This is a genomic window from Microbacterium elymi (assembly GCF_021582895.2).
Taxonomy (GTDB): Bacteria; Actinomycetota; Actinomycetes; order Actinomycetales; family Microbacteriaceae; genus Microbacterium; species Microbacterium humicola.
The window spans coordinates 254,403-273,887 of the sequence record NZ_CP091139.2 but is presented as its reverse complement, the minus strand read 5'-3'; the positions used below and the strand labels follow the sequence as shown (position 1 = coordinate 273,887).

Below are 19,485 nucleotides of genomic sequence, written 5' to 3'. Positions count from 1 at the left end.
GGCGGGTTGCCGACCGGCGCACAGCCGGTGAGGATGGAGACATGCCCGAATCCCCGGATGCCGCCCTCGCCCTGGCCGTGGCGCAGTTCGCCCCCACGGCGGACGGCGTCGGCAACCTCGCCGAGATCAGCCGGCTGACCGCGGTGGCCGTGGGCCGCGGGGCGGGCGTCGTGGTCTTCCCGGAGTACTCGAGCGCGTTCATCGATCCATTCGACGAGACCATCGCCGACCTCGCGCAGGACGTGGACGGCCCGTTCACCGCCGCCCTGGCCACCCTCGCTCAGCAGGCACGGCGTGCATCTGGTCGCCGGGCTCCTGGAACGCGCCGCCGACGCCGGTCGGGTGCACAACACCGTCGTCGCGGTGGGGGCGGACGGGGTCGTGGCCCGGTATCGCAAGCTCCACCTGTACGACGCGTTCGGGCAGCGCGAATCGGACTTCGTCCAGCCGGGTCCGATGGGCGATCCCGAGACGTTCGAGGTCGACGGGCTGCGGTTCGGTCTGCAGACCTGCTACGACCTCCGGTTCCCGGAGATGACCCGGACGCTGGCCGACGCCGGCGTGCACGCGGTGCTCGTGCCCGCCCAGTGGGTGCGCGGCCCGCTGAAGGAGCAGCATTGGCGCACGCTCCTGCAGGCGCGCGCCATCGAGAACACCGTCTACGTCGCCGGCGCCGACCACCCGCCGCCGCTGGGCGTCGGCCACTCGATGATCGTGGACCCGCAGGGGGTGACGCTGGCGGCGGTCGGGACGACGACGGATGTCGCGGTCGCCCATCTCGAGTCCGCGGCGATCGACCGCGTCCGGCGCGTGAACCCGTCGCTGCGGCTCCGTCGCTTCCGCGTGACGCCGGTGGACTGACGCCGGTCAGGACAGCCGGTGCAGACCGGCGACGGCCGCCTCGATGACCTCCACGCGCTTGCACGCGGCGAACCGGACGAGCGTCGCATACTGCGCGCGGTGCGCCGCCGTGACGAAAGCGGTCAGCGGAATCGCCACGACGCCGGCCCGTTCCGGCAGCGAGCGGCAGAACATGCCGGCATCCGTCGCGCCCAGCGGCGCCGCGTCCGCGACCGTGAAGTACGAGCCGGCCGGCACGGACACCGTGAACCCGGCCGCGCGCGAGCCCTCGCCGAGCAGATCGCGCTTGTGCTGGAGGTCGTCGGCGATGCCGGTGAAGAACGCATCGGCAGCCGAGCCCGGCCGCGATCGCCGGCTGGAACGGGCTGCCGTTGACGTAGGTGAGGAACTGCTTGACCGCCAGCACCGCATCCACGAGCGCGGCCGGTCCGGTGATCCAGCCGATCTTCCACCCGGTGGTCGAGAACGTCTTTCCGCCGGACGAGATCGACAGGGTCCGCTCCCAGGCACCGGGCAGGGCGGCGATCGGCGCGTGCGGTCCGTCGAACCGAAGATGCTCGTACACCTCGTCGGTGACGATGACGGCGTCGTGGCGCTCCGCCAGACGTACGACCTCGTCGCGGACCTCTGCGGACAGCACGGTCCCGGTCGGGTTGTGCGGGTCGTTCATCAGGATGACCCGTGTGCGATCGGTCACGGCGGCCCGCAGCTCGTCCAGGTCCGGCTGGAAATCGGGCCAGCGCAGCGGCACGGTCGCCAGCCGAGCGCCCGCGAGGGCGACGCAGGCGGCATACGAGTCGTAATAGGGCTCCAGGACCAGGACCTCGTCGTCGGGACCGTCCACCAGAGCCAGCAGTGCGGCGGCGATCGCCTCGGTGGCGCCTGCGGTGACCAGCACGTCCCGCTCCGGATCCGGGGTGAGGCCGTAGAAGCGGTGCTGGTGTTCGCTGATCGCCTCGCGCAGTTCGCGGATGCCGCGCCCGGGCGGATACTGGTTGGCACCGTTCGCGATCGCCTCGCGGGCCGTGGCCAGCACGATCTCAGGTCCGTCCTCGTCGGGGAAGCCCTGGCCGAGGTTCACCGCGCCGGTACGGGCGGCCAGTGCGCTCATCTCGGCGAAGATCGTCGGGGCGCTGCGACCGTCGGCGCCGAGCAGGCCGGCGCCGGCGGCGACGCGGCGCCAGGCTCCGGTCACAGGCTCTTGCACGATTCCCACGCTACTCGCATAGAGTCGTCCCATTCTCGGCATACGGAACGCACAGAAACAGTCGCCATGCTTTCACTGTCAGCCAAAAGGAGCACTCCATGAGCGAGAACCAGGACAACCGTCCCGAGGACATCCCCGCGGCCCCCGCCGTGCCGTCGGCCGGGCCCGGCGCCGCCCCCATCAACCCGACCGCAGGCGGGTCGATTCCGCCGCAGCCGCCCGCACCCGCCGCACCGGCCGCCCCCGCCTCGGCGCCGACCGACACGGGCGCCACCCAGCCCTACCCGGGCCAGGCGTTCGGCTTCCCCGCGCCGCAGGCCCGGACCGGACCGGCACGCCCCGACGGCGACAAGAAGAAGGTCACCGGGGGCCGGATCGCCGGCCTGCTGGTCGCCGCCGCGCTGGTCGGCGGCGCCGCCGGCCTGGGCGGATCCTGGGCCGGGGCCAACCTGTGGGCGCCGGTCGATTCCTCCTCGACCGCCGGCCCTTCGGTGGTGACGGTGAACAACCCGGACAGCGTGAACGCCACCACCGGGATCGCCGCCAAGGTCGTCCCCAGCGTCGTGACCATCAACGTGAGCTCCGGAAACAACGGCGGCACCGGCTCGGGCGTGGTGCTGAGCAAGGACGGCTACGTCCTGACCAACACGCACGTGGTCACGCTCGATGGCGCGAGCGGCGACGCGGCGATCTCGGTCACGACCTCCGACGGCCACATCTACACGGCGAAGATCGTCGGCACCGATCCCGTGTACGACCTCGCCGTGATCAAGCTGACCGGCGCCAGCGACCTCACCCCGGTGACCTGGGGAGATTCGGGCAAGCTCAACGTCGGCGACCAGACGGTGGCCATCGGCGCCCCGCTCGGCCTGTCCAACACCGTGACCACGGGCATCGTGAGTGCGCTGAACCGGTCGATCGAGATCGCCTCCTCCGCCGCGCCGAAGGGCGGCTCGGGTGATGGCGGGAACGGGGGAGACAACGGCGGCAGCCCGTTCTTCTTCGACTTCGGCCAGGGCCAGCAGCAGCAGTCTCAGGCGAGCGAGTCGATCAAGATCGCGGTGATCCAGACCGACGCCCCGATCAACCCGGGCAACTCGGGGGGTGCGCTGGTGGATGGCGAGGGCAAGCTCGTCGGCATCAACGTGGCGATCGCCTCGACCGGCTCGACATCCTCGTCCAGCCAGAGCGGCTCGATCGGCGTCGGCTTCTCCATCCCGTCCGACATCGCGCACCGCGTCGCGGACGAGATCATCAAGGACGGCAGCGCCAGCCACGGCCTGCTCGGCGCGAGCGTCCGTGACGCCTCCGCCGTCCAGGGCGCCACCATCACCGGTGCGTACATCGTCGACGTCACCTCCGGGGGCGGCGCCGAGAAGGCGGGCCTGCGTGCCGGCGATGTCGTCACCGCGTTCAACGAGGTGCCCGTGGGCAGCGCCGTCGACCTCACCGCACAGGTGCGGGCGGCGGCCGCCGGCAGCAAGGCGACGGTCACCTACGTCCGCGACGGGCGCACCGCGACCGCCGACGTCACGCTCGGTTCGCTGAAGTAGCGTCAGGGACGCACCGATCAGGAACGGACGCCACCCCGCGATAGGCTCGCGGGGTGGCGTCCTTCTCGTTCGGTGCGGGCAACGCGGCCAAGCTCCTCCGGCTTGCCGCTGTACGCGGCGGGGCGACTGGCCACCCTCCTGATCCCGCGCTCGGCGGGCGACTGGGTGTTCGGGTGCGGCGCCGGCATCGGCGACGGCGCACTGGCGGTGTGGCAGCAGACGGTCGCCCACGGCGATCGGACCGTATGGCTGGTCGGGTCCACGCGGGAGCAGCGGGATGCCGCGGCCCACGGCATCCCCACACTGCCCAAGCACTCCCTGCGCGGGTTCTGGCGCACCGCCCGCGCACGCGTCGTCGTGGTCACGCACGGGTTCGGCGACGTCAACCGGTATGCGATCGGCGGGGCGTTCATCGTGCAGCTGTGGCACGGCATCCCGCTCAAGCGCATCGGCATCGACTCGCCCGAGACGGTGCGTGTGCCGGCGGCGCTGGAGCGGATGCCGGGAGCACGGCTTGCTGCGTCGCCTGGTGGGCGTCATGTACCGCCGGACCACCCGGCGGATCGGCCTGATCCCGGCGGCATCCCACCTGGTCCGCGGGCGCCTCGAATCGGCGTTCTCGCTGCCGGACGAGTGCGTGCCGGTGACCGGTGAGCCGCGCGTGGACGTGCTCAGCGCCGGCACCCCGGGTCGGCGCCGCGCGCGCGCGACAGCGGCGGTCGAGGCGGCGGCGGGGCCGATCGGCGCGGCGCGGCTCGTGCTGTACGCACCCACCTGGCGCGACGGCGCCGAGGACCCGGCGATCCCCGCGCCGTCCCAGTGGCGACTGCTGGAGCGGATGCTGATCGAACGGGATGCCGTCCTGCTGATCCGCTCGCACCCGCTGGGTGCCGGGCGCTACCGGCCGCCGGGCGACGTCGAGCGGGTGCGCGCCGTCGGCAGCGATCTGGTCAGCGACATCACCCCGCTGCTTCCCGCGATGGACGCGCTGATCACCGACTACTCGTCCCTCGCGTTCGACGCGTCACTCGTTCCGCTGCCGGTGGTCTTCCTCGCCCCGGACCTGGCCGCATATACGGCCAGGAGGGGGATGTACGGCACCTACTCGGACGTGGCCGGGGATGACTGGGCGTCGACCTGGGAACAGGCCATCGCCGCGGTGGACGCGGTCCTGGGCGACGCGGACGAGCGCGCGGAGCGGACCGCCCGGTCGGCGGCGCTCAGCTCTCGGGTGCACGCCTTCACCGACGGCGGGAGTGCCGCCCGTGTGCACCGGGCCGTCCACGCCCGGCTGGCCGCCGCAGCGCGCGGACGACGCCCGGTGCGATCGGAAGGACGACGATGACCGAGGCGCGGTTCGAAGCGCAGCCCGCCCCTGTGCTGATCCTGACCGGCAGCGGTGCGCGTCCCGCGCGGGTGGGGCTGAGCGGCCCCCGCGCCGGCGTGGACGGCCGGCTCACCGGACGGGGGCGCACCTGGAAGGCGGTCGTGCCCCTCGAAGCGTCACGCTGGGGCGGTCCGGTGCTGCCCCTTCCCGTCCGGGGACTACACGCTGCAGATCGAGGCATCCGATCCCTCCATCGGTGCCGTCGCGCCCCCCGGACCGGTCGCCGAGACGGCGCTGGGCGGACTGCACGCGCGGCTGGACGGCGAGGTCGTCCGGATCACGCCGCCGCTGGACCCGGCGTACGGGTCGTGGGAGGGGCAGGCCGCCCTGGAGCGCCGCTACGCGAACCGGCCGAGCGACCGGCTGGAGAACGCCGTCTTCTTCGAGAGCTTCTACGGCCGCAACGTCGCAGACAACCCGCTCGCGATCGATCGCGAACTCGCCCGGCGCGCACCGACGGTGACGCGGTACTGGAGCGTGGCGGACCTGTCGGTGCCGGTGCCGGACGGCGCGATCCCCATCGTGGAGGGCAGCCCGCAGTGGTGGCGCGCGCGCGGATCGGCCCGGCTGCTCGTGGTCAACGACTGGCTCCGGCGGCGATTCGAGCGTCGCCGCGGCCAGCGGGTGCTGCAGACCTGGCACGGCACGCCGTTGAAGCGTCTCGCGCTGCACCGCCGGGGGTTCGACCTGCGTCGCGCACTGGCGGTGGTGCGCGAGGCGCGTCGCTGGGACGTGCTGCTCGCGCAGAACCCGTACGCGGGCCGGATCCTGCGCGCGGCGTACGCGTTCGGCCGGCGTCCGGTGTGGGCCGAGGGCTATCCGCGCAACGATGTGCTCGTGGGCGGTGACGGCGCTGCGGTGCGTGCGATGCTCGGCATCGGGGCGACAGAGAAGGTCCTGCTGTATGCGCCGACGTGGCGCGACGACCGCACGCACATCGTCGACTTCCTGGACCTGGAGGCGCTGGCGCGGGAGACGGGAGCCGTGGTCCTGGTGCGCGGGCATTCGCGGACGCTGATCCCGGGCACCGACGCCGGCGGCACCCGTGTGATCGACGTGACCTCGTTCGGCGACACCGCGCAAGCTGATGCTGGCCGCCGACGCGCTGATCACCGACTATTCCTCGGTGATGTTCGACTTCTCCGTGACCGGCCGCCCGATCTTCTTCCATGTGCCCGACATCGCGCACTACCGGGGACGGCTTGCGCGGCTTCTACTTCGACCTCGCCGCGCACGCCCCGGGGCCGCTCGTGCGCACCCAGCAGGAGCTGGCGGACGCGATCACCGCGCACGACCCCTCGCGCTACGCGGAACGGTACGCGCAGTGGCGGGCGCGGTTCAACGCGCGCGATGACGGGCACGCCGCCGAGCGTGTCGTCGCACGCATCCTCGACCGGGGCTACATCACCCGCTGATCGCCGCCCGGTTCAGGGCAGGGGAGTGTTGCGCGAGCCGAGCCGGGACGTGTCCACCGTCCCATGGGCTCCGGCCAGCAGCCCGGCCAGGAATCCCGTCCCCCAGGACAGGTGCATGGTGGGCAGGACCGCCAGCGTCCACAGCTTGTCGCGCCATCCGCGTCCGCCTCCGGATCCGGCGGCGACCGCGACGAGCAGGACGGCGTATGCGATGACCGGAAGGTAGACGACGGATGCCGCCAGCCCGACCCACGCCGAGAGGATGCCGGTGGCCTGCAGCACACCGGTGAGCACGGCGAGGGCGATCACGACCACGAGCGCCGGCGGCGCGAAGAACCGCACCGCGTTGCGACGGCCGTATCGCCGCACGAGCTCGCCGCGCCAGGCGCCGGTCGCGCGGAACTGACGCGCGAGCCGCAGCCAGCTCTCCCGCGGCCAGTAGGTGACCGCCAACGTCGGGTCGAACCAGACGCGGTATCCGGCGCGGCGGATCCGCAGGTTCAGCTCCCAGTCCTCGCCGCGCCGGATCGACTCGTCGAAGAGCCCGACCTCGTCCAGCACGGCGCGGCGCATCACCCCGAGGTAGGCCGATTCCGCCTCGCCGGCGTGGGTGCCGCCGTGGTAGGCGGCGCCGCCGAGGCCGATGGGGGAGTTGTATGCCCGGGCGACGGCCCGCTGGAACGGGGTGCGCCCGTCGGCGCGCATCACCCCGCCCACGTTCGCCGCGCGCGTGCGGGCGAGGGTCTCCAGAGCGCGGTGCGCATACCCGGTCGAGAGCTCGGAATGCGCGTCGACCCGCACGATGGTCGGGTGTCGGCTCGCCCGGATGGCGAGGTTCAGCCCCTTCGGGATGTCGGCGCCGGGGTTGCCGACGAGCACGATCCGCTCGTCATCGGCCGCGAGCGCACGTGCGACGTCGTCGGTCCCGTCGGTGGAGGGACCGAGGGCGAGGACGATCTCGCTGGGGCCGTCGATCTGCTGGGCCAGGACGGTGCGCACCGCCCGCTCCAGGTAGTCGACCTCGTTCAGCACCGGCATGATGAACGAGACGCCGGAGCCGGCAGCCGGAACCGGGGCGTCCCGATGTTCTGCCGCGTCCTCCTGCACCAATCGATCATGCCACGTCCCCGGTCACGGCCGCGCCATGGCCTCGGCCAGCTCGTCCGCGAACGCGTCGGTGGCGGGCGTGGGCACCCCGTGATGGGCGTATACCCACTCCGGCAGCCGGCCGGAGGAGAACATCGCGAGCAGCGTCCGCGCCATCCGGTGGTCGGGCGCGACCCGCAACGCGGACTCGGCGTGGTGGGCCGCGGCCGAGGCCGATCCGAGCGCCCAGTGCAGCCAGGAGAGCATGCACAGGAGGTCGGGCCGCTGATCCGGTGTCAGGTGCACGGCGATCCGTCCCAGGAGGACGATCGCCCGGCGCACCCGCTTCACTCTCGGTTCGCGCCTGCTCTCCCCGGTGAACAGTCCGCCGAGGTCCCCGAGCGCGGTTCCGCGGGCGTGGGGCATCTCGGCGGCGACGAGTTCGTCCATCGACTTCCCTGTGCGCCGCATCAGGGCGTGGAGCCGGTCGCTGTCGGCGCGGAGCCGGCGGCCGGCCTTGCGTCCGAACGCGATCTGGACCGTCATCTCGTCGCGACGGTCGGCGGTGACGCTGAGCACCGCCAGTCGGGCCAGGTCCGGGAGCGGGACGTCCTCCGGCTCACGGGCGAGCACCCGCTCGATCAGCGCGATCGCATCCAGCGGGGCCGCCGGCCGGTATCCGCCGAAGGCGTCCCGCTCCCGGCCGCCGAACTCGAGGTCGTCGACGGCCTCCGGCAGCGCTTCGGCCAGCCACGGGTCGGCGGGCGGAAGCTGGGCAGCCTGCCCCTGCGCGGGCAGCTCGCGGCCCCCGCGTACCCGGGCGGCCTGCTCGGCGAGCGGGCTGCGGTCGATCTCAGCAGGCGGATGGCCGTCGAACGCGGGATCCTGCTCGTACCAGCTCGCCCAGCCGTCGGCCGCAACGCAGAACGCGTCCTTCACCGTGAAGCCCGCATCCTCGCACCGCCGCTCCAGCGCCGAGATCAGGCCCTCCCACCGCGCGAAGGCGACCGGGAACGTCTGGTCGGCGTACACCGCGAACACGACACCGTCGCACCCGGAGAGCCGACTGAGCGCCGCCAGCGCCAGCGCCGAGATCTTGTCGTGCCGCCGTCGGTCCTCGTCGGGCGGCAGGTCGACCCGCATCACGCCCATGGTGCGCTTGCCGTGGAACGGCACGATGAGGATGCTGTCGTTCACCGTGAACCCGGTCAGTGTGGGCAGGGTCGCGAGGAAGTCGGCGCCGGTGGTCGAGCTGAGGATCTTCGGTGCGTCGGTCATGCAGACCATCGTGGAGCGCTGCGGCCCGGCACCGCCGGGTGTCCGCCGAATCTGTGGACAACGACCGCCCTACCGGCCCCTGGGGAGGAACCGGTGCCGGTTCGCTGTGCCGGTTCGCCGGGGTGTCAGTTCTCCGCGTCGTCCGCGTCGGCGTCGGCATCCGCCGCGGGTTCGTCCGACGGGCCGTCCTGACCGGTCTCGGTGCCGAGCGCGATGGTGATCGAGCTGCCGGCGACACCGGGGGAGATGGCGAACGGGTCGACGGGCAGATCGTCGAGCTGCTCGGATTCAGAGCGCGGCCGCAGCGGCTCGGACGGCAGACCCGCCCAGTCGAACGGCTCCTGGGGGCGCGGAGCGAAAAGTCCCATGACGCCATTGTGCCGCGCCCCGGCGTCCCACCGGGTCGGTCACGCCCGGAAATGCCAGAAGAGTTCGTCGCCCCCGCCCGCCTGGAACCAGGTGAGGGTGACGAGTGTCCGGTCCAGATCGTGCTCGCACAGGCACAACTCGGCTGACTCACCGGGCAGCATCTGCCCCCAGTGGGTCATCCCGGGCGCACAGCGGCCGCCGGTGATCAGCACACGCACGAAATCCAGCGGCTCCGCGCTGACGTTGGTCACCACCGGGTGGGTGTCGTACAGCCGGTCCACCATCCAGGGGACCGGACGGGAGGCGAGGGCCGGATGATCGATGAGATGCAGCATGCCGCCGACGATAGGTGCCGGCACGGACGCTCGGGCCGGAACTGTGGACGACGATGGCGGGCGGGCCGCTGGGGAGGAAGGGCGCAAGCCGTCCCCGGCGATCCGGCCGTCAGGGGATGGAACCCGCGGACTGGTCGTCGTCGTCGTCGGCGACCTCGGCACCCGGTCCGTCCGTCCCGCTCGGCGGTCGACGGATGACCGCCCGACTCACCCGTTTGCCGGCGGTGGTGGTCGCGCCGACGACGCTCCCGGTCGCCCCGGCCACGGCGGTGCCCGCACGCCGCAGCCCCGCCCCACGGCGTGCTCCACCCGCGTGGCGCCGGGCCGCGGTTCGAGCTCGGCCGGCAGGCACGGCCGGCGGGACGCCGAACGCACGACGCGAGCCGATCATCACGCGCCGACCGAGGATGCCGTTGCCGATGCCGCCCACGGCGGCGCCGACGCCGAACGGCAGAGCCTTGCCGACCCACGATGCTCCGCCGGCGACGGCGAACCGATGGATGAACGTGGTCTTCAGCCGATCCACGAGCGGCCCGACCGCGGCCCGCGGCAGGGATTTCGTGATCAGGTCCCCCCAGTACGCGCCGCGGTCGGGGCCGCGGCCGGTCGCCTGCCGGGCGAGCTGAGAGACCAGATCGACCCCCTCGGTGCCCAGCATGAGCGTCAGCACGAGCGCCCGCGCGCGGTCGGGGTCCTCGACGCGGATGCCGTGCACCTCGGACAGCGACTGGGCGAACAGGGCCGTCGCCTCGACGAAGGCCACCGTCTCGGCGCCGCTGAGGGCGAGGGTCAGCCCCGTGGTCACGCCCGGAACGACCGCGGTCGCCCCGACCGCGGCGCCCCCGGTGGCGACGGTCGCGAGATAGCGGCGCTCGAGCATGCGGACGATGTCGGCGGGTGAGGCATCCGGATGCCGCAGCCGGATGCTGCGCAGGTGCGCGAGCACCGCAGGACGCTGGATCGCCAGCACGCGGTCCAGCGCACGGATCGTGCGGGATGCTGCGGTGAGCCCTCCGGCGGCAGACCGCCCGACCACGGTGCACCGTCCGGGAGCGAATCGATGCGGTGAACCTTCTTGGCCATCACCGGCAGCCTGGATCAGACCCGGAGATCAGACGTAGAGGTTGGCCCGCTCGAGGTCCTCGGCGAAGTCAACCTCGACCGCGTACAGGTCGGAGATGTCCAGGGGCTTGGAGCAGCCCGTCCTCGATGATCGCCAGCTCGAGTCCGCGCTCGAAGTAGTCCTGGTCGTCGACGCGGTGCAGCTGCCGCAGGAACGCCTTCTTGTCGCGGCTGGAGATGTAGTTGATCCCCACCGCTTCGCCGATCCCGCCCTTGACGGTCTTGGACAGCTCCTTGATGAAGCCCTCGGCGGTGACCGTGTACTTCACCTCTTCGTCGCTGACCCGCGAGGTGTTCACCGTCACGAAAGACTCGTCCCGCTCGATCAGCGAGACCGCGCGGCCGAGGATGCGGGGGTCGAAGACGACGTCGCCGTTCATCCACAGCACGCCGTGGCGGCCGGTCGCCGCGAGCGCGCGCAGCAGACTCTTGGAGGTGTTGGTCTGGTCGTAGCGGTCGTTGTACACGTAGTCGGCGTCCGGGAACGCCTCGACGATCGTCTCGGCGCGGTAGCCGACCACCGTGGTGATGCGGGCTTCCCGCCCGAAGACGGCGCGGATGTTGTCGTGCTGCTGCCCATGATGGAGCGGCCGTCGCCGAGGACGGTGAGCGATTTGGGAAGACTGCGGCCGAGCCGCGAGCCCATGCCGGCCGCGAGGATGACGGTCTGAAGAGTCAAGATCAGCTCCTGAAGTGCGTGTCTGGGATTCCGGCCGATGCCGGTACGGCACCCCTTCGTGCTCTTCACATCGTAGCGAACGCACATGAACGACCCCGGGATTCACGGCGGACGTTGTGTTTTCGTGACGAAGGACACGGCGTGTTCTCAGCATCCAACGTCCAGGTGCCGCTTGATACCTTTGACCGGTGACCGCCTCTCTGCCCCTGCCGCAGGATCCCCGGCCCGACGACGAGTCGGGTCAGGAGCCCGTGCGCCCGAGTCGAGGTCCCTCCCCGGCGAAGCCGCGGGTGAAGGCGAGTGATGCCGCCGTCCGGCTTGCAGCGCGTCGAGGATTCCGACCCGCCGCGCCCGAAGCCGCCGAAGACCCCCGCTGCGGCGGCCGCGAAGGCCGGGGCGAAGGCGGGCGGCGCGGCGAAGTCGACGCCGGGAGCCAGGACCACGGCCGGCGGGAAGTCGACGCCCGGTGCGAAGTCGCGGCCCTCGAGCGGGAAGAAGTCCGGCTCCGGCGCCCACCGGAAGCCGTCGCCGAAGCCGCGCCCGTCGAGGCCGGATCTGGTCATTCCGCCCAAGCCCCCGCTGCCCGCTTGCGCCCGACGCCGCGGCCGAGCGGCCGGCCGAGTCCGAGGCGGCGGAGCCCGAGGCGGTCGAGCCCGAGGCGGCGGAGCCCGAGGTCACCGAGCCCGGGGTGGCAGAGCCCGAGGCGGCGGAGCCCGAGGTCACCGCGACCACGCCGATGGCCAGCCTTGCGGCCGCCGTCGAAGAACTGACCGCCGAGGCCCCCTCGGTCCCGGCGTCGGTGCAGGAGGAGGCGGATGACGCACCGGTCGTCGTCGAGGAACCGACTGTCGAGGCGCCGGTCGACGCACGGCCGCAGGCCGAGACATCCATCCTTCCCACGGCGCTGGATGTCCGCGGCCTGACCAAGCGCTTCGGCGAGACGCTCGCGGTCGGCGGCATCGACCTGACCGTCCCGGCGGGCTCGTTCTACGGGCTGGTCGGGCCGAACGGAGCCGGCAAGACGACGACGCTCTCGATGATCGCCGGCCTGCTGCGGCCGGACGCCGGCAGGATCCGCGTGAACGGCATCGACGCCCGCGACCACCCGCGGGACGTGAAGCGGCTGATCGGCGTGCTCCCGGACCGGCTTGCGCACGTTCGACCGGCTCACCGGCCGGCAGCTGCCTCGACGACTGCGGCGTGCTGCGCGGACTCGACCCGTCGGTGGTGCACACGCGCACGGCGGACCTCGCCCGGGCATTCGACCTGGCCGATGCCCTGGCCCGGCCGGTCTCGGACTACTCGGCCGGCATGACCAAGAAGGTCATGCTCGCCGGCGCCATGATCCACTCCCCGCGTCTGCTCGTGCTGGACGAGCCGTTCGAGGCCGTCGACCCGGTCTCGTCCACGGTGATCCTGGACATCCTCGGGGCCTACGTCGAGCACGGCGGAACCGTCATCCTCTCCAGCCACGGGATGGACATGGTGGAACGCGTCTGCTCGCGAGTGGCCGTGATCGTCGGCGGGCAGGTGCTGGCCGAAGGCCCGGTGGACGAGGTGCGCGGCGAGCTCACCCTGGAGCAGCGGTTCGTGCAGCTGGCCGGGGGCGTCAGCGACGTGGAGGGCCTGGAGTGGCTGCACACGTTCTCGGACTGAGGCTGGCGATGCTGGTCGGTCCGCTGCGCACCGACGCCCGCCGGACCGTCCGCATCGTGCTCGGCCTCCTGCTGCTGGGAGCCGTGACGGCGGTCGGATGCTGGGGCTGCTGTCGCTGCGCGACTCGTCGACGCAGGCCGCGACGGTCGTCACGGTGCTGGCCGGCAGCGCGCTCACGCTCGGGTTCGCCGCGGCGCCGCTGATCGGCGGGGCGACGGATCCGCTGGACCCGCGCCGCTTCACGGTGCTCGGGATGTCGGCCGGCCCGCTGGCCGCGGTGCTCGGACTGGCCGGGCTCGTGAGCGTGCCGATCGCGGCGGTGACCGCGCTGGGCGTCTGCATCGTCCTGCTCTGGCAGGGCCAGGGGGTGCCCTGGCCGGTCGGGACGATCAGCGTCATCCTCAGCATCCTCATCTGCAGTCTGCTGGCACGGGTCTGCATGGCCCTGGCGGCGCTGTTCCTGCGGGAACGGCGTTCGCGCGAGCTGACCGGCCTGTTCGTGCTCGCGCTGCTGGTCGTCGTGGTCCCGGTGGGCGTGTTCCTGGCCTCACTGCAATGGGGCGGACACATCCCCGTCCAGCTCGTGCAGGCCGCAGACATCCTCGGCGACACGCCGATCGGGGCGGCCTGGGCCGTTCCCGCGCGGTGGGCGGACGACCCCCGCGGGGCGGTGCTGAGCCTCGTGGTCGCCCTCGCGACGGTGCTGTGCCTGGCCGCCGGCTGGGCGGCGTTGGTCCACCGGGTGCTGCACGTCGTGGAGCGCCCCGCCGTGGCGCGCGGACACGGCGGCCTCGGCTGGTTCGCGGTCACCCCCGGCACGCCGAGCGGGGCGATCGCGGCGCGGAGCCTGCTGTACTGGCTCAGCGACCGGCGGTACCTGGTCAACATCCTCATCATCCCCGTCGCCGGCGTGCTCTCGATGGTCCCGCTGCTGATCGTCGGCGTGCCGCTGGGCATGGCCGTCCTGCTCCCGGTGCCGATCATGGCGCTGTTCCTCGGCTGGCTGCCGCACAACGACCTGGCGTACGACTCGACCGCCGTGTGGCTCGCACATCGCCTCGGGCGTGCGGGGTCTGGCGGATCGGTGGGGACGCCTGGTCCCGGTCCTGGTGATCGGCGTGCCGCTGCTGGCGGTGACCGCACCGGTCGCCATCGCGCTGCACGAGCGGTGGTCGACGCTCCCGGTCATGATCGGCGTCTGCACCAGCCTGTTCCTCGGCGGCCTCGGACTGTCCAGCGTCGCCTCGGCCGTCGCCCCGTACCCGGTCACCCGGCCCGGCGACAGCCCGTTCCGCCAGCCTGAGCGGTCCACCGCGAGCGGGGCGATCGCGCAGGGGGTGGTGCTGGCGGGGGCGCTGGTGGTCTCGGCCCCGGCCGTGTGGTGGGGATGGCGGGCCGTCTCGGGCGGAGACCCGCAGGACGCCGAGTACGCCTTCTGGTCGGGCATCGGCGCCGGCGTCGCCGTGCTGCTGCTGGGCCTGGTCGCCGGTGCGGTGGCGTACTCGCGCCGGGGCTCGCGCCTGCTCGAGGCGGCCGAGGCCGGCTGAGCCGTGCCGGCATGGTCCGCCGCGCAGATCCGCGTCGGCCGCGCCGCGCCGCCGGCACGCGATTAGACTGGGCCACCATGAGCACCCCGATCGATCACCCCGATGCCGGGGGCGTGACGACCCTCGATCGCGAGCTGGAGCAGCTCCTGAACGAGGAGAACGTCGAGCCGGGCGACCACGAGCGCTTCTCGCACTATGTGAAGAAAGAGAAGATCCTCGAGTCGGCGATCACCGGCAAGCCGGTCCGGGCCCTGTGCGGGAAGAAGTGGACGCCGGGTCGCGACCCGGAGAAGTTCCCGGTGTGCCCGACCTGCAAGGAGATCTACGAGTCGCTGATGAGCTGACGCTCACGCGACGTCGACGAAGACGGTCGGGATCGCCGGGTCGGCGCGGCTGAGCGCGAGCGCGCGGATCGGCAGCTCCTCGCGCACGCGTGCGTGATGCGCGCGTGCCGCCTCGACACCGGCTGCCCCTCGGCGGCCGCGTCCAGGTCGCCGTGATCGGCCAGGGTCGTCTGCAGGGCGCGGGCGTCGGGCTGGTCCTCCGCCTCGCCCAGCTCCTCGAAGCCGTCCGCGACCCGGACCAGCTCCTCCACGGCGGTGCCGGCATCCAGCCGCCGGTAGGCCGCCTTGCGCCCGCCCTTGGAGGCCTTGTCCGTGGACGCCTTCGCGACCGCGACCCACGACCCGTCCGCGGCCTGACGGGCGACCAGCTTGTACACCATGCCGGCGGTGGGCGTCCCCGAGCCGGTCACCAGCGAGGTGCCCACCCCGTAGGAGTCGACCGGCGCGGCGGCCAGTGTCGAGATGGCGTACTCGTCGAGGTCGCTGGTCACCGTGATCCGGGTGCCGGTGGCGCCGAGCTCGTCCAGCTGGGCCCGCACCTCGGCGGCGACGATCGGCAGGTCGCCCGAGTCGATGCGCACCCCGCCCAGACCGGTGCCGGCAACCCGCACCGCCGTCTGCACCCCGGCGCGGATGTCGTAGGTGTCCACCAGCAGCGTGGTGCCCACCCCGAGCGCTCCGACCTGGGAGCGGAAGGCGTTCTCCTCGCTGTCGTGCAGCAGCGTGAACGAGTGGGCGGCGGTGCCCATGGTCGGGATGCCCCAGACCCGACCGGCCTCGAGGTTGCTGGTCGCGTCGAACCCCGCGATGTAGGCGGCCCGTGCGGCGGCGACGGCGGAATGCTCGCCGGTGCGGCGGGAGCCCATCTCGGCCAGCGGACGGTCACCGGCGGCGATCGACATCCGCGCCGCGGCCGTGGCCACCGCCGAGTCGTAGTTCAGCACGCTGAGGGCGATCGTCTCCAGCACCACCGCCTCGGCGAACGAGCCCTCGATGGTGAGCACCGGCGAGCCGGGGAAGTACAGCTCGCCCTCGCGGTAGCCGGTGATCGAGCCGGTGAAGCGGTAGCCCTCGAGATACGCGACGGTCGCGGCATCCACGACCCTCTCGTCCCGCAGATACCGCAGCTCGTCCTCGCCGAAGCGGAAATCGCGGATGAGCTGGAGGAGCCGGCCCGTTCCGGCGACCACGCCGAACCGGCGTCCGCCGGCCAGCCGTCGGCTGAACAGCTCGAACACGCAGTGGCGCGCGGCGGTGCCGTCCCGCAGCGCCGCATCGAGCATGGTCAGCTCGTACCGATCGGTGAAAAGGGCCGTGGCGCGCGCGCTCATGCCGGTCAGCCTAGCGGGCACCGGTAGGCTGGATGACTGTGAATGACGCGCCGATCGGGATCTTCGACTCCGGTGTCGGCGGGATGACCGTGGCCCGCGCGGTCTCGGCGCCTTGCCCGCGCGAATCCATCCGCTACCTCGGCGACACTGCGCATTCGCCCTATGGGCCCAAGCCCATCGCCGAGGTGCGCCGCTACGCGCTCGAGGTGCTCGACACGCTCGTGGACGAGGGCGTGAAGATGCTGGTGATCGCCTGCAACACGGCATCCGCGGCCATGCCTGCGCGATGCGCGCGAGCGATACGACGTGCCGGTCGTCGAGGTCATCGGCCCGGCCGTGCGCACCGCCATCTCGACCACCCGCAACCGCCGGATCGGGGTGATCGGCACCGCCGGAACCATCGGCTCGGGCGTCTACCAGGACATGCTCGGCGTCAACGAGGACCTGGCCGTGTTCGCCCAGGCGTGCCCCCGCTTCGTGGAGTTCGTCGAGGCGGGCGTCACCGACAGCGCCGAGGTGCTGGCCGTGGCCGAGGAGTACCTGGCGCCGCTGCGGCACGCCGGGGTCGACACGCTCGTGCTCGGCTGCACGCACTACCCGTTCCTGGAGGGCGCGATCAGCTATGTGATGGGCGCCGAGGTGTCGCTGGTCTCCAGCGACACCGAGACCGCGAAGGACGTGTACCGCCAGCTCGTCTCGCGTGATCTGCTGGCCGGTCCGGATGCCGTCACCCGGCACGACTACGAGGCCACCGGCGATTCCGCCCAGGAGTTCCTGCGTCTGGCCCACCGACTCATGGGCCGCGAGGTGCGCAAGCGTGAAGCTGGTGCAGACCGGCGTCATCGACCTGCCGCGGTAGCGGCATCCACCCCTCGAGAGGACCCACATGACCGACAACGCTCGCGCGGATGGCCGCGCTGTGGACCAGCTTGCGCCCGGTGACGATCGAACGGGGCTGGAGCGCGCAGGCCGAGGGCTCGGCGCTGGTGAGCTTCGGGAACACCAAGGTGCTGTGCACGGCGTCGTTCACCAACGGCGTGCCGCGATGGCTCACCGGCAAGGGGAAGGGCTGGGTCACCGCCGAATACGCGATGCTGCCCCGAGCGACGAACACCCGCAACGACCGCGAATCGGTGAAGGGGCGGATCGGCGGTCGCACGCACGAGATCTCCCGGCTGGTCGGGCGCGCGCTGCGCGCAGTGGTGGACACCAAGGCGCTCGGCGAGAACACCATCGTGATCGACTGCGACGTGCTGCAGGCCGACGGCGGCACCCGCACCGCGGCGATCACCGGCGCCTATGTCGCCCTCGCCGACGCGATCGCGTGGGGCCGTGAGAAGAAGTTCATCGGCCAGAAGGCGACGGTTCTGTTCGACTCCGTCGCGGCCGTGTCGGTCGGCATCATCGACGGCGAGGCGATGCTCGATCTGGCGTACGTCGAGGACGTGCGCGCCGAGACCGACATGAACGTCGTGGTCACCGGGCGCGGGCTGTTCGTAGAGGTGCAGGGCACCGCCGAGGGCGCGCCGTTCGACAAGAGCGAGCTGGACCGGCTGCTCGAGCTGGGCGTGGACGGCTTGCGCGCAGCTGCGCGAGGTCCAAGCCGGCGTGCTGGGGGAGCGGGCGTGAGCCGCGCGGTCCTGGCCACGCACAACCCGCACAAGGTCACCGAGTTCGCGCAGATCGTCGCGGTATCCCGCCCCGACTTCGAGCTGCTCGGTTATGACGGTCCCGAACCGGTCGAGGACGGCGTCACGTTCGCGCAGAACGCGCTGATCAAGGCGCGGGCCGCGGCCACGCACACCGGGCTGCCCTCGTTCGCCGACGACTCCGGGGTGTGCGTGGACGTGCTCGGCGGCGCCCCCGGGATCTTCTCGGCGTACTGGGCCGGACACCAGAAGGACGCCGTGGCCAACCTCGAGCTGCTCCTCGACCAGATCTCGGACATCGCCGACCCGCACCGCGCGGCGCACTTCACCTCGGTGATCGCGCTCGTGCTGCCCGGGTGCGGAGCACGTGGTGGAGGGCATCTGGCCCGGCCGGATCGCGACGGCCGCACGCGGCGACGGCGGATTCGGCTACGACCCGATCTTCATCCCGGACGAGCAGCCGACGACGGTCGAGCGCACGGTCGGGGAATGGACGGATGACGAGAAGGCGGCCGCCTCGCACCGCGCCCGCGCGTTCCGGGCCCTCGGCCCGCCTTGCGAGCTCCTGTAGCCCGCGGCGCGGCGGGCAGTGAGAAGCAGACTCATTCCCGACAGGGCCGAAACGGCCGGGCCGCGGCATCCATCGTCCTAGCCTGGGGCTATGCACGATCACGCGCCCGGCATCCGCGGCGCCGACAACCGGCGGCTGCTGGCGATCTCGCTCGCCCTGACCGGCGTGGTGATGGTCGTGCAGGTGATCGGTGCGGTGCTGTCGGGGTCGCTCGCGCTGCTCGCGGACGCCGCGCACATGTTCACGGATGCTGCGGCTCTGGTGATCGCTCTGGTGGCCAGCATCGTCGCCGCCCGGCCGGCGAACGACCGGCGCACCTTCGGCTATCAGCGCGCCGAGGTGTTCGGCGCCCTGGTCAACGCCGTCATCCTCATCGTCCTGTCGGCATCGGTCGCGGTCGCGGCGGTGCTGCGGCTCGAGCACGGTGCCGCCGCCGAGGTGCAGGGCGGGGTGATGCTGGTCGTGGCCATCGTCGGGCTGTGCGCGAACGCGGTCGCGATGTGGCTGCTGTCGGCGGCGCAGAAGCGCAGGCATGAACGTGCGCGGCGCGTACCTGGAGGTGATGGGCGACCTGATCGGGTCGGCGCTGGTGATCGTGGCCGCGGTCGTGATCCTCGCCACGGGATGGGCGCCCGCCGACGCCATCGCCTCGCTGCTGATCGCGGCGATGATCGTGCCGCGCGCGGTCGGGCTGCTGCGCGAGGTGGTCTCGGTGCTGGGCGAGTCGGCGCCCAAGGACACGCATGTGCAGGCGATCCGCGAGCACATCCTGTCCACTCCCGGTGTACGCGACGTGCACGACGTGCACGTGTGGCAGCTCACCCGCGGCGCCCCCGTGTTCACCGCGCACGTCGTGGTCGACGCCGATGCGCTGCGGGCCGGGCGGGCCGGCGACATCCTGTCGGAGCTGCAGGGGTGCCTGTCCACTCACTTCGACGTGGAGCACTCGACGTTCCAGCTCGAGCCGGCCGGCCACGACGAGCCCGCCCCTCACGACTGACCCGCCCTTCCTCTCGTTGAAATCGTACGATTTGGCCGAGTGCACATCAATTTCGGCCGAGTTTCATGTGCAGTGGGCCGGATCGTACGATTTCG

Annotated in this window: 14 protein-coding genes and 10 pseudogenes; 16 read left to right on the top strand and 8 right to left on the bottom strand. The window is 72.2% G+C overall.

Features of this window, described 5'->3' with window-relative positions:
- Nucleotides 1-41: 41 nt before the first annotated feature.
- Nucleotides 42-861: pseudogene (locus tag L2X98_RS01495) on the top strand (carbon-nitrogen hydrolase family protein).
- A gap of 6 nt (nucleotides 862-867) precedes the next feature.
- On the opposite strand, the pseudogene L2X98_RS01490 reads toward L2X98_RS01495, so the two are convergent.
- Nucleotides 868-2,101 (bottom strand): annotated as a pseudogene (locus tag L2X98_RS01490) (aminotransferase class I/II-fold pyridoxal phosphate-dependent enzyme).
- A gap of 65 nt (nucleotides 2,102-2,166) precedes the next feature.
- On the opposite strand from L2X98_RS01490, the gene L2X98_RS01485 reads away from it, so the two are divergent.
- The 6 genes and pseudogenes from L2X98_RS01485 to L2X98_RS19685 all read left to right on the top strand — a co-directional run bounded on the left by L2X98_RS01485 (nucleotide 2,167) and on the right by L2X98_RS19685 (nucleotide 6,423).
- Nucleotides 2,167-3,621 (top strand): S1C family serine protease, encoded by a 1,455-nt coding sequence (locus L2X98_RS01485; protein WP_259612107.1) that lies wholly within the window; start codon nucleotides 2,167-2,169, stop codon nucleotides 3,619-3,621.
- 102 nt (nucleotides 3,622-3,723) lie between these two features.
- Nucleotides 3,724-4,275 (top strand): CDP-glycerol glycerophosphotransferase family protein, encoded by a 552-nt coding sequence (locus L2X98_RS01480; RefSeq protein ID WP_259612106.1) that lies wholly within the window; start codon nucleotides 3,724-3,726, stop codon nucleotides 4,273-4,275.
- Nucleotides 4,160-4,966 carry a CDP-glycerol glycerophosphotransferase family protein gene (locus L2X98_RS01475; RefSeq protein WP_259612105.1) on the top strand — a complete coding sequence of 269 codons (807 nt, stop codon included), beginning with the start codon at nucleotides 4,160-4,162 and terminating at the stop codon, nucleotides 4,964-4,966. Before L2X98_RS01480 ends, L2X98_RS01475 begins: the two co-directional genes overlap by 116 nt.
- 207 nt (nucleotides 4,967-5,173) lie before the next feature.
- Nucleotides 5,174-5,956: pseudogene (locus L2X98_RS19695) on the top strand (CDP-glycerol glycerophosphotransferase family protein); the annotation flags it as partial.
- A gap of 139 nt (nucleotides 5,957-6,095) precedes the next feature.
- Nucleotides 6,096-6,149 (top strand): annotated as a pseudogene (locus tag L2X98_RS19690) (CDP-glycerol glycerophosphotransferase family protein); the annotation flags it as partial.
- A 61-nt stretch (nucleotides 6,150-6,210) separates the two neighbouring features.
- A complete protein-coding gene (locus L2X98_RS19685; RefSeq protein ID WP_354002870.1) occupies nucleotides 6,211-6,423 on the top strand; it encodes a CDP-glycerol glycerophosphotransferase family protein in 213 nt (70 codons plus the stop codon).
- A 12-nt stretch (nucleotides 6,424-6,435) separates the two neighbouring features.
- Here L2X98_RS19685 and L2X98_RS01465 read toward each other — a convergent pair whose 3' ends face one another.
- The 6 genes and pseudogenes from L2X98_RS01465 to L2X98_RS01440 form a co-directional block, all read right to left on the bottom strand.
- Nucleotides 6,436-7,461 (bottom strand): glycosyltransferase family 2 protein, encoded by a 1,026-nt coding sequence (locus L2X98_RS01465; protein WP_259613144.1) that lies wholly within the window; start codon nucleotides 7,459-7,461, stop codon nucleotides 6,436-6,438.
- A 93-nt stretch (nucleotides 7,462-7,554) separates the two neighbouring features.
- On the bottom strand, nucleotides 7,555-8,787 hold the full coding sequence (locus tag L2X98_RS01460; RefSeq protein WP_259612104.1) for a DUF4192 family protein: 1,233 nt from the start codon (nucleotides 8,785-8,787) through the stop codon (nucleotides 7,555-7,557).
- A gap of 125 nt (nucleotides 8,788-8,912) precedes the next feature.
- Nucleotides 8,913-9,155, bottom strand: a complete 243-nt coding sequence (locus L2X98_RS01455; RefSeq protein WP_259612103.1) for a hypothetical protein — start codon at nucleotides 9,153-9,155, stop codon at nucleotides 8,913-8,915.
- A gap of 39 nt (nucleotides 9,156-9,194) precedes the next feature.
- Entirely contained in the window at nucleotides 9,195-9,491 is a 297-nt protein-coding gene (locus L2X98_RS01450) for a hypothetical protein (protein WP_259612102.1), read from the bottom strand.
- Between the two features lie 109 nt (nucleotides 9,492-9,600).
- The gene (locus L2X98_RS01445; RefSeq protein WP_259612101.1) at nucleotides 9,601-10,527 is read right to left on the bottom strand and encodes a hypothetical protein; all 927 of its coding nucleotides are present in this window, start codon (nucleotides 10,525-10,527) and stop codon (nucleotides 9,601-9,603) included.
- 75 nt (nucleotides 10,528-10,602) lie between these two features.
- Nucleotides 10,603-11,292 (bottom strand): annotated as a pseudogene (locus tag L2X98_RS01440) (phosphocholine cytidylyltransferase family protein).
- 466 nt (nucleotides 11,293-11,758) lie between these two features.
- On the opposite strand from L2X98_RS01440, the gene L2X98_RS19680 reads away from it, so the two are divergent.
- From L2X98_RS19680 to L2X98_RS01420, 5 genes are all read left to right on the top strand, one after another.
- The gene (locus tag L2X98_RS19680) at nucleotides 11,759-12,607 is read left to right on the top strand and encodes an ATP-binding cassette domain-containing protein (protein WP_354002869.1); all 849 of its coding nucleotides are present in this window, start codon (nucleotides 11,759-11,761) and stop codon (nucleotides 12,605-12,607) included.
- Nucleotides 12,493-12,948 (top strand): ATP-binding cassette domain-containing protein, encoded by a 456-nt coding sequence (locus L2X98_RS19675; RefSeq protein ID WP_354002868.1) that lies wholly within the window; start codon nucleotides 12,493-12,495, stop codon nucleotides 12,946-12,948. The genes L2X98_RS19680 and L2X98_RS19675 overlap by 115 nt, the downstream gene beginning before the upstream one ends.
- Nucleotides 12,949-13,045: 97 nt before the next feature.
- Nucleotides 13,046-14,251 carry a hypothetical protein gene (locus L2X98_RS01430; protein WP_259612100.1) on the top strand — a complete coding sequence of 402 codons (1,206 nt, stop codon included), beginning with the start codon at nucleotides 13,046-13,048 and terminating at the stop codon, nucleotides 14,249-14,251.
- Nucleotides 14,136-14,495 carry a hypothetical protein gene (locus L2X98_RS01425; RefSeq protein ID WP_259612099.1) on the top strand — a complete coding sequence of 120 codons (360 nt, stop codon included), beginning with the start codon at nucleotides 14,136-14,138 and terminating at the stop codon, nucleotides 14,493-14,495. The genes L2X98_RS01430 and L2X98_RS01425 overlap by 116 nt, the downstream gene beginning before the upstream one ends.
- Nucleotides 14,496-14,572: 77 nt before the next feature.
- A complete protein-coding gene (locus L2X98_RS01420) occupies nucleotides 14,573-14,839 on the top strand; it encodes a DUF3039 domain-containing protein (protein ID WP_259612098.1) in 267 nt (88 codons plus the stop codon).
- 3 nt (nucleotides 14,840-14,842) lie between these two features.
- Here L2X98_RS01420 and L2X98_RS01415 read toward each other — a convergent pair.
- Nucleotides 14,843-16,170, bottom strand: a pseudogene (locus L2X98_RS01415) (nicotinate phosphoribosyltransferase).
- A gap of 38 nt (nucleotides 16,171-16,208) precedes the next feature.
- Between L2X98_RS01415 and murI the strand changes: the two are divergent.
- From murI to L2X98_RS01395, 4 pseudogenes are all read left to right on the top strand, one after another.
- A pseudogene (murI, locus tag L2X98_RS01410) lies at nucleotides 16,209-17,029 on the top strand (glutamate racemase).
- Between the two features lie 27 nt (nucleotides 17,030-17,056).
- Nucleotides 17,057-17,799, top strand: a pseudogene (gene rph / locus L2X98_RS01405) (ribonuclease PH).
- Nucleotides 17,796-18,390: pseudogene (rdgB, locus tag L2X98_RS01400) on the top strand (RdgB/HAM1 family non-canonical purine NTP pyrophosphatase). Before rph ends, rdgB begins: the two co-directional pseudogenes overlap by 4 nt.
- 90 nt (nucleotides 18,391-18,480) lie before the next feature.
- Nucleotides 18,481-19,390, top strand: a pseudogene (locus tag L2X98_RS01395) (cation diffusion facilitator family transporter).
- Nucleotides 19,391-19,485: the final 95 nt, after the last annotated feature.

Coding starts and splice junctions, on each gene's coding strand:
- L2X98_RS01485 (WP_259612107.1), top strand. CDS start 2,167: ATGAGCGAGAACCAGGACAACCGTCCCGAGGACATCCCCGCGGCCCCC.
- L2X98_RS01475 (WP_259612105.1), top strand. CDS start 4,160: ATGTACCGCCGGACCACCCGGCGGATCGGCCTGATCCCGGCGGCATCC.
- L2X98_RS01465 (WP_259613144.1), bottom strand. CDS start 7,461: ATGCCGGTGCTGAACGAGGTCGACTACCTGGAGCGGGCGGTGCGCACC.
- L2X98_RS01460 (WP_259612104.1), bottom strand. CDS start 8,787: ATGACCGACGCACCGAAGATCCTCAGCTCGACCACCGGCGCCGACTTC.
- L2X98_RS01455 (WP_259612103.1), bottom strand. CDS start 9,155: ATGGGACTTTTCGCTCCGCGCCCCCAGGAGCCGTTCGACTGGGCGGGT.
- L2X98_RS01450 (WP_259612102.1), bottom strand. CDS start 9,491: ATGCTGCATCTCATCGATCATCCGGCCCTCGCCTCCCGTCCGGTCCCC.
- L2X98_RS01430 (WP_259612100.1), top strand. CDS start 13,046: ATGCTGGGGCTGCTGTCGCTGCGCGACTCGTCGACGCAGGCCGCGACG.
- L2X98_RS01425 (WP_259612099.1), top strand. CDS start 14,136: ATGATCGGCGTCTGCACCAGCCTGTTCCTCGGCGGCCTCGGACTGTCC.
- L2X98_RS01420 (WP_259612098.1), top strand. CDS start 14,573: ATGAGCACCCCGATCGATCACCCCGATGCCGGGGGCGTGACGACCCTC.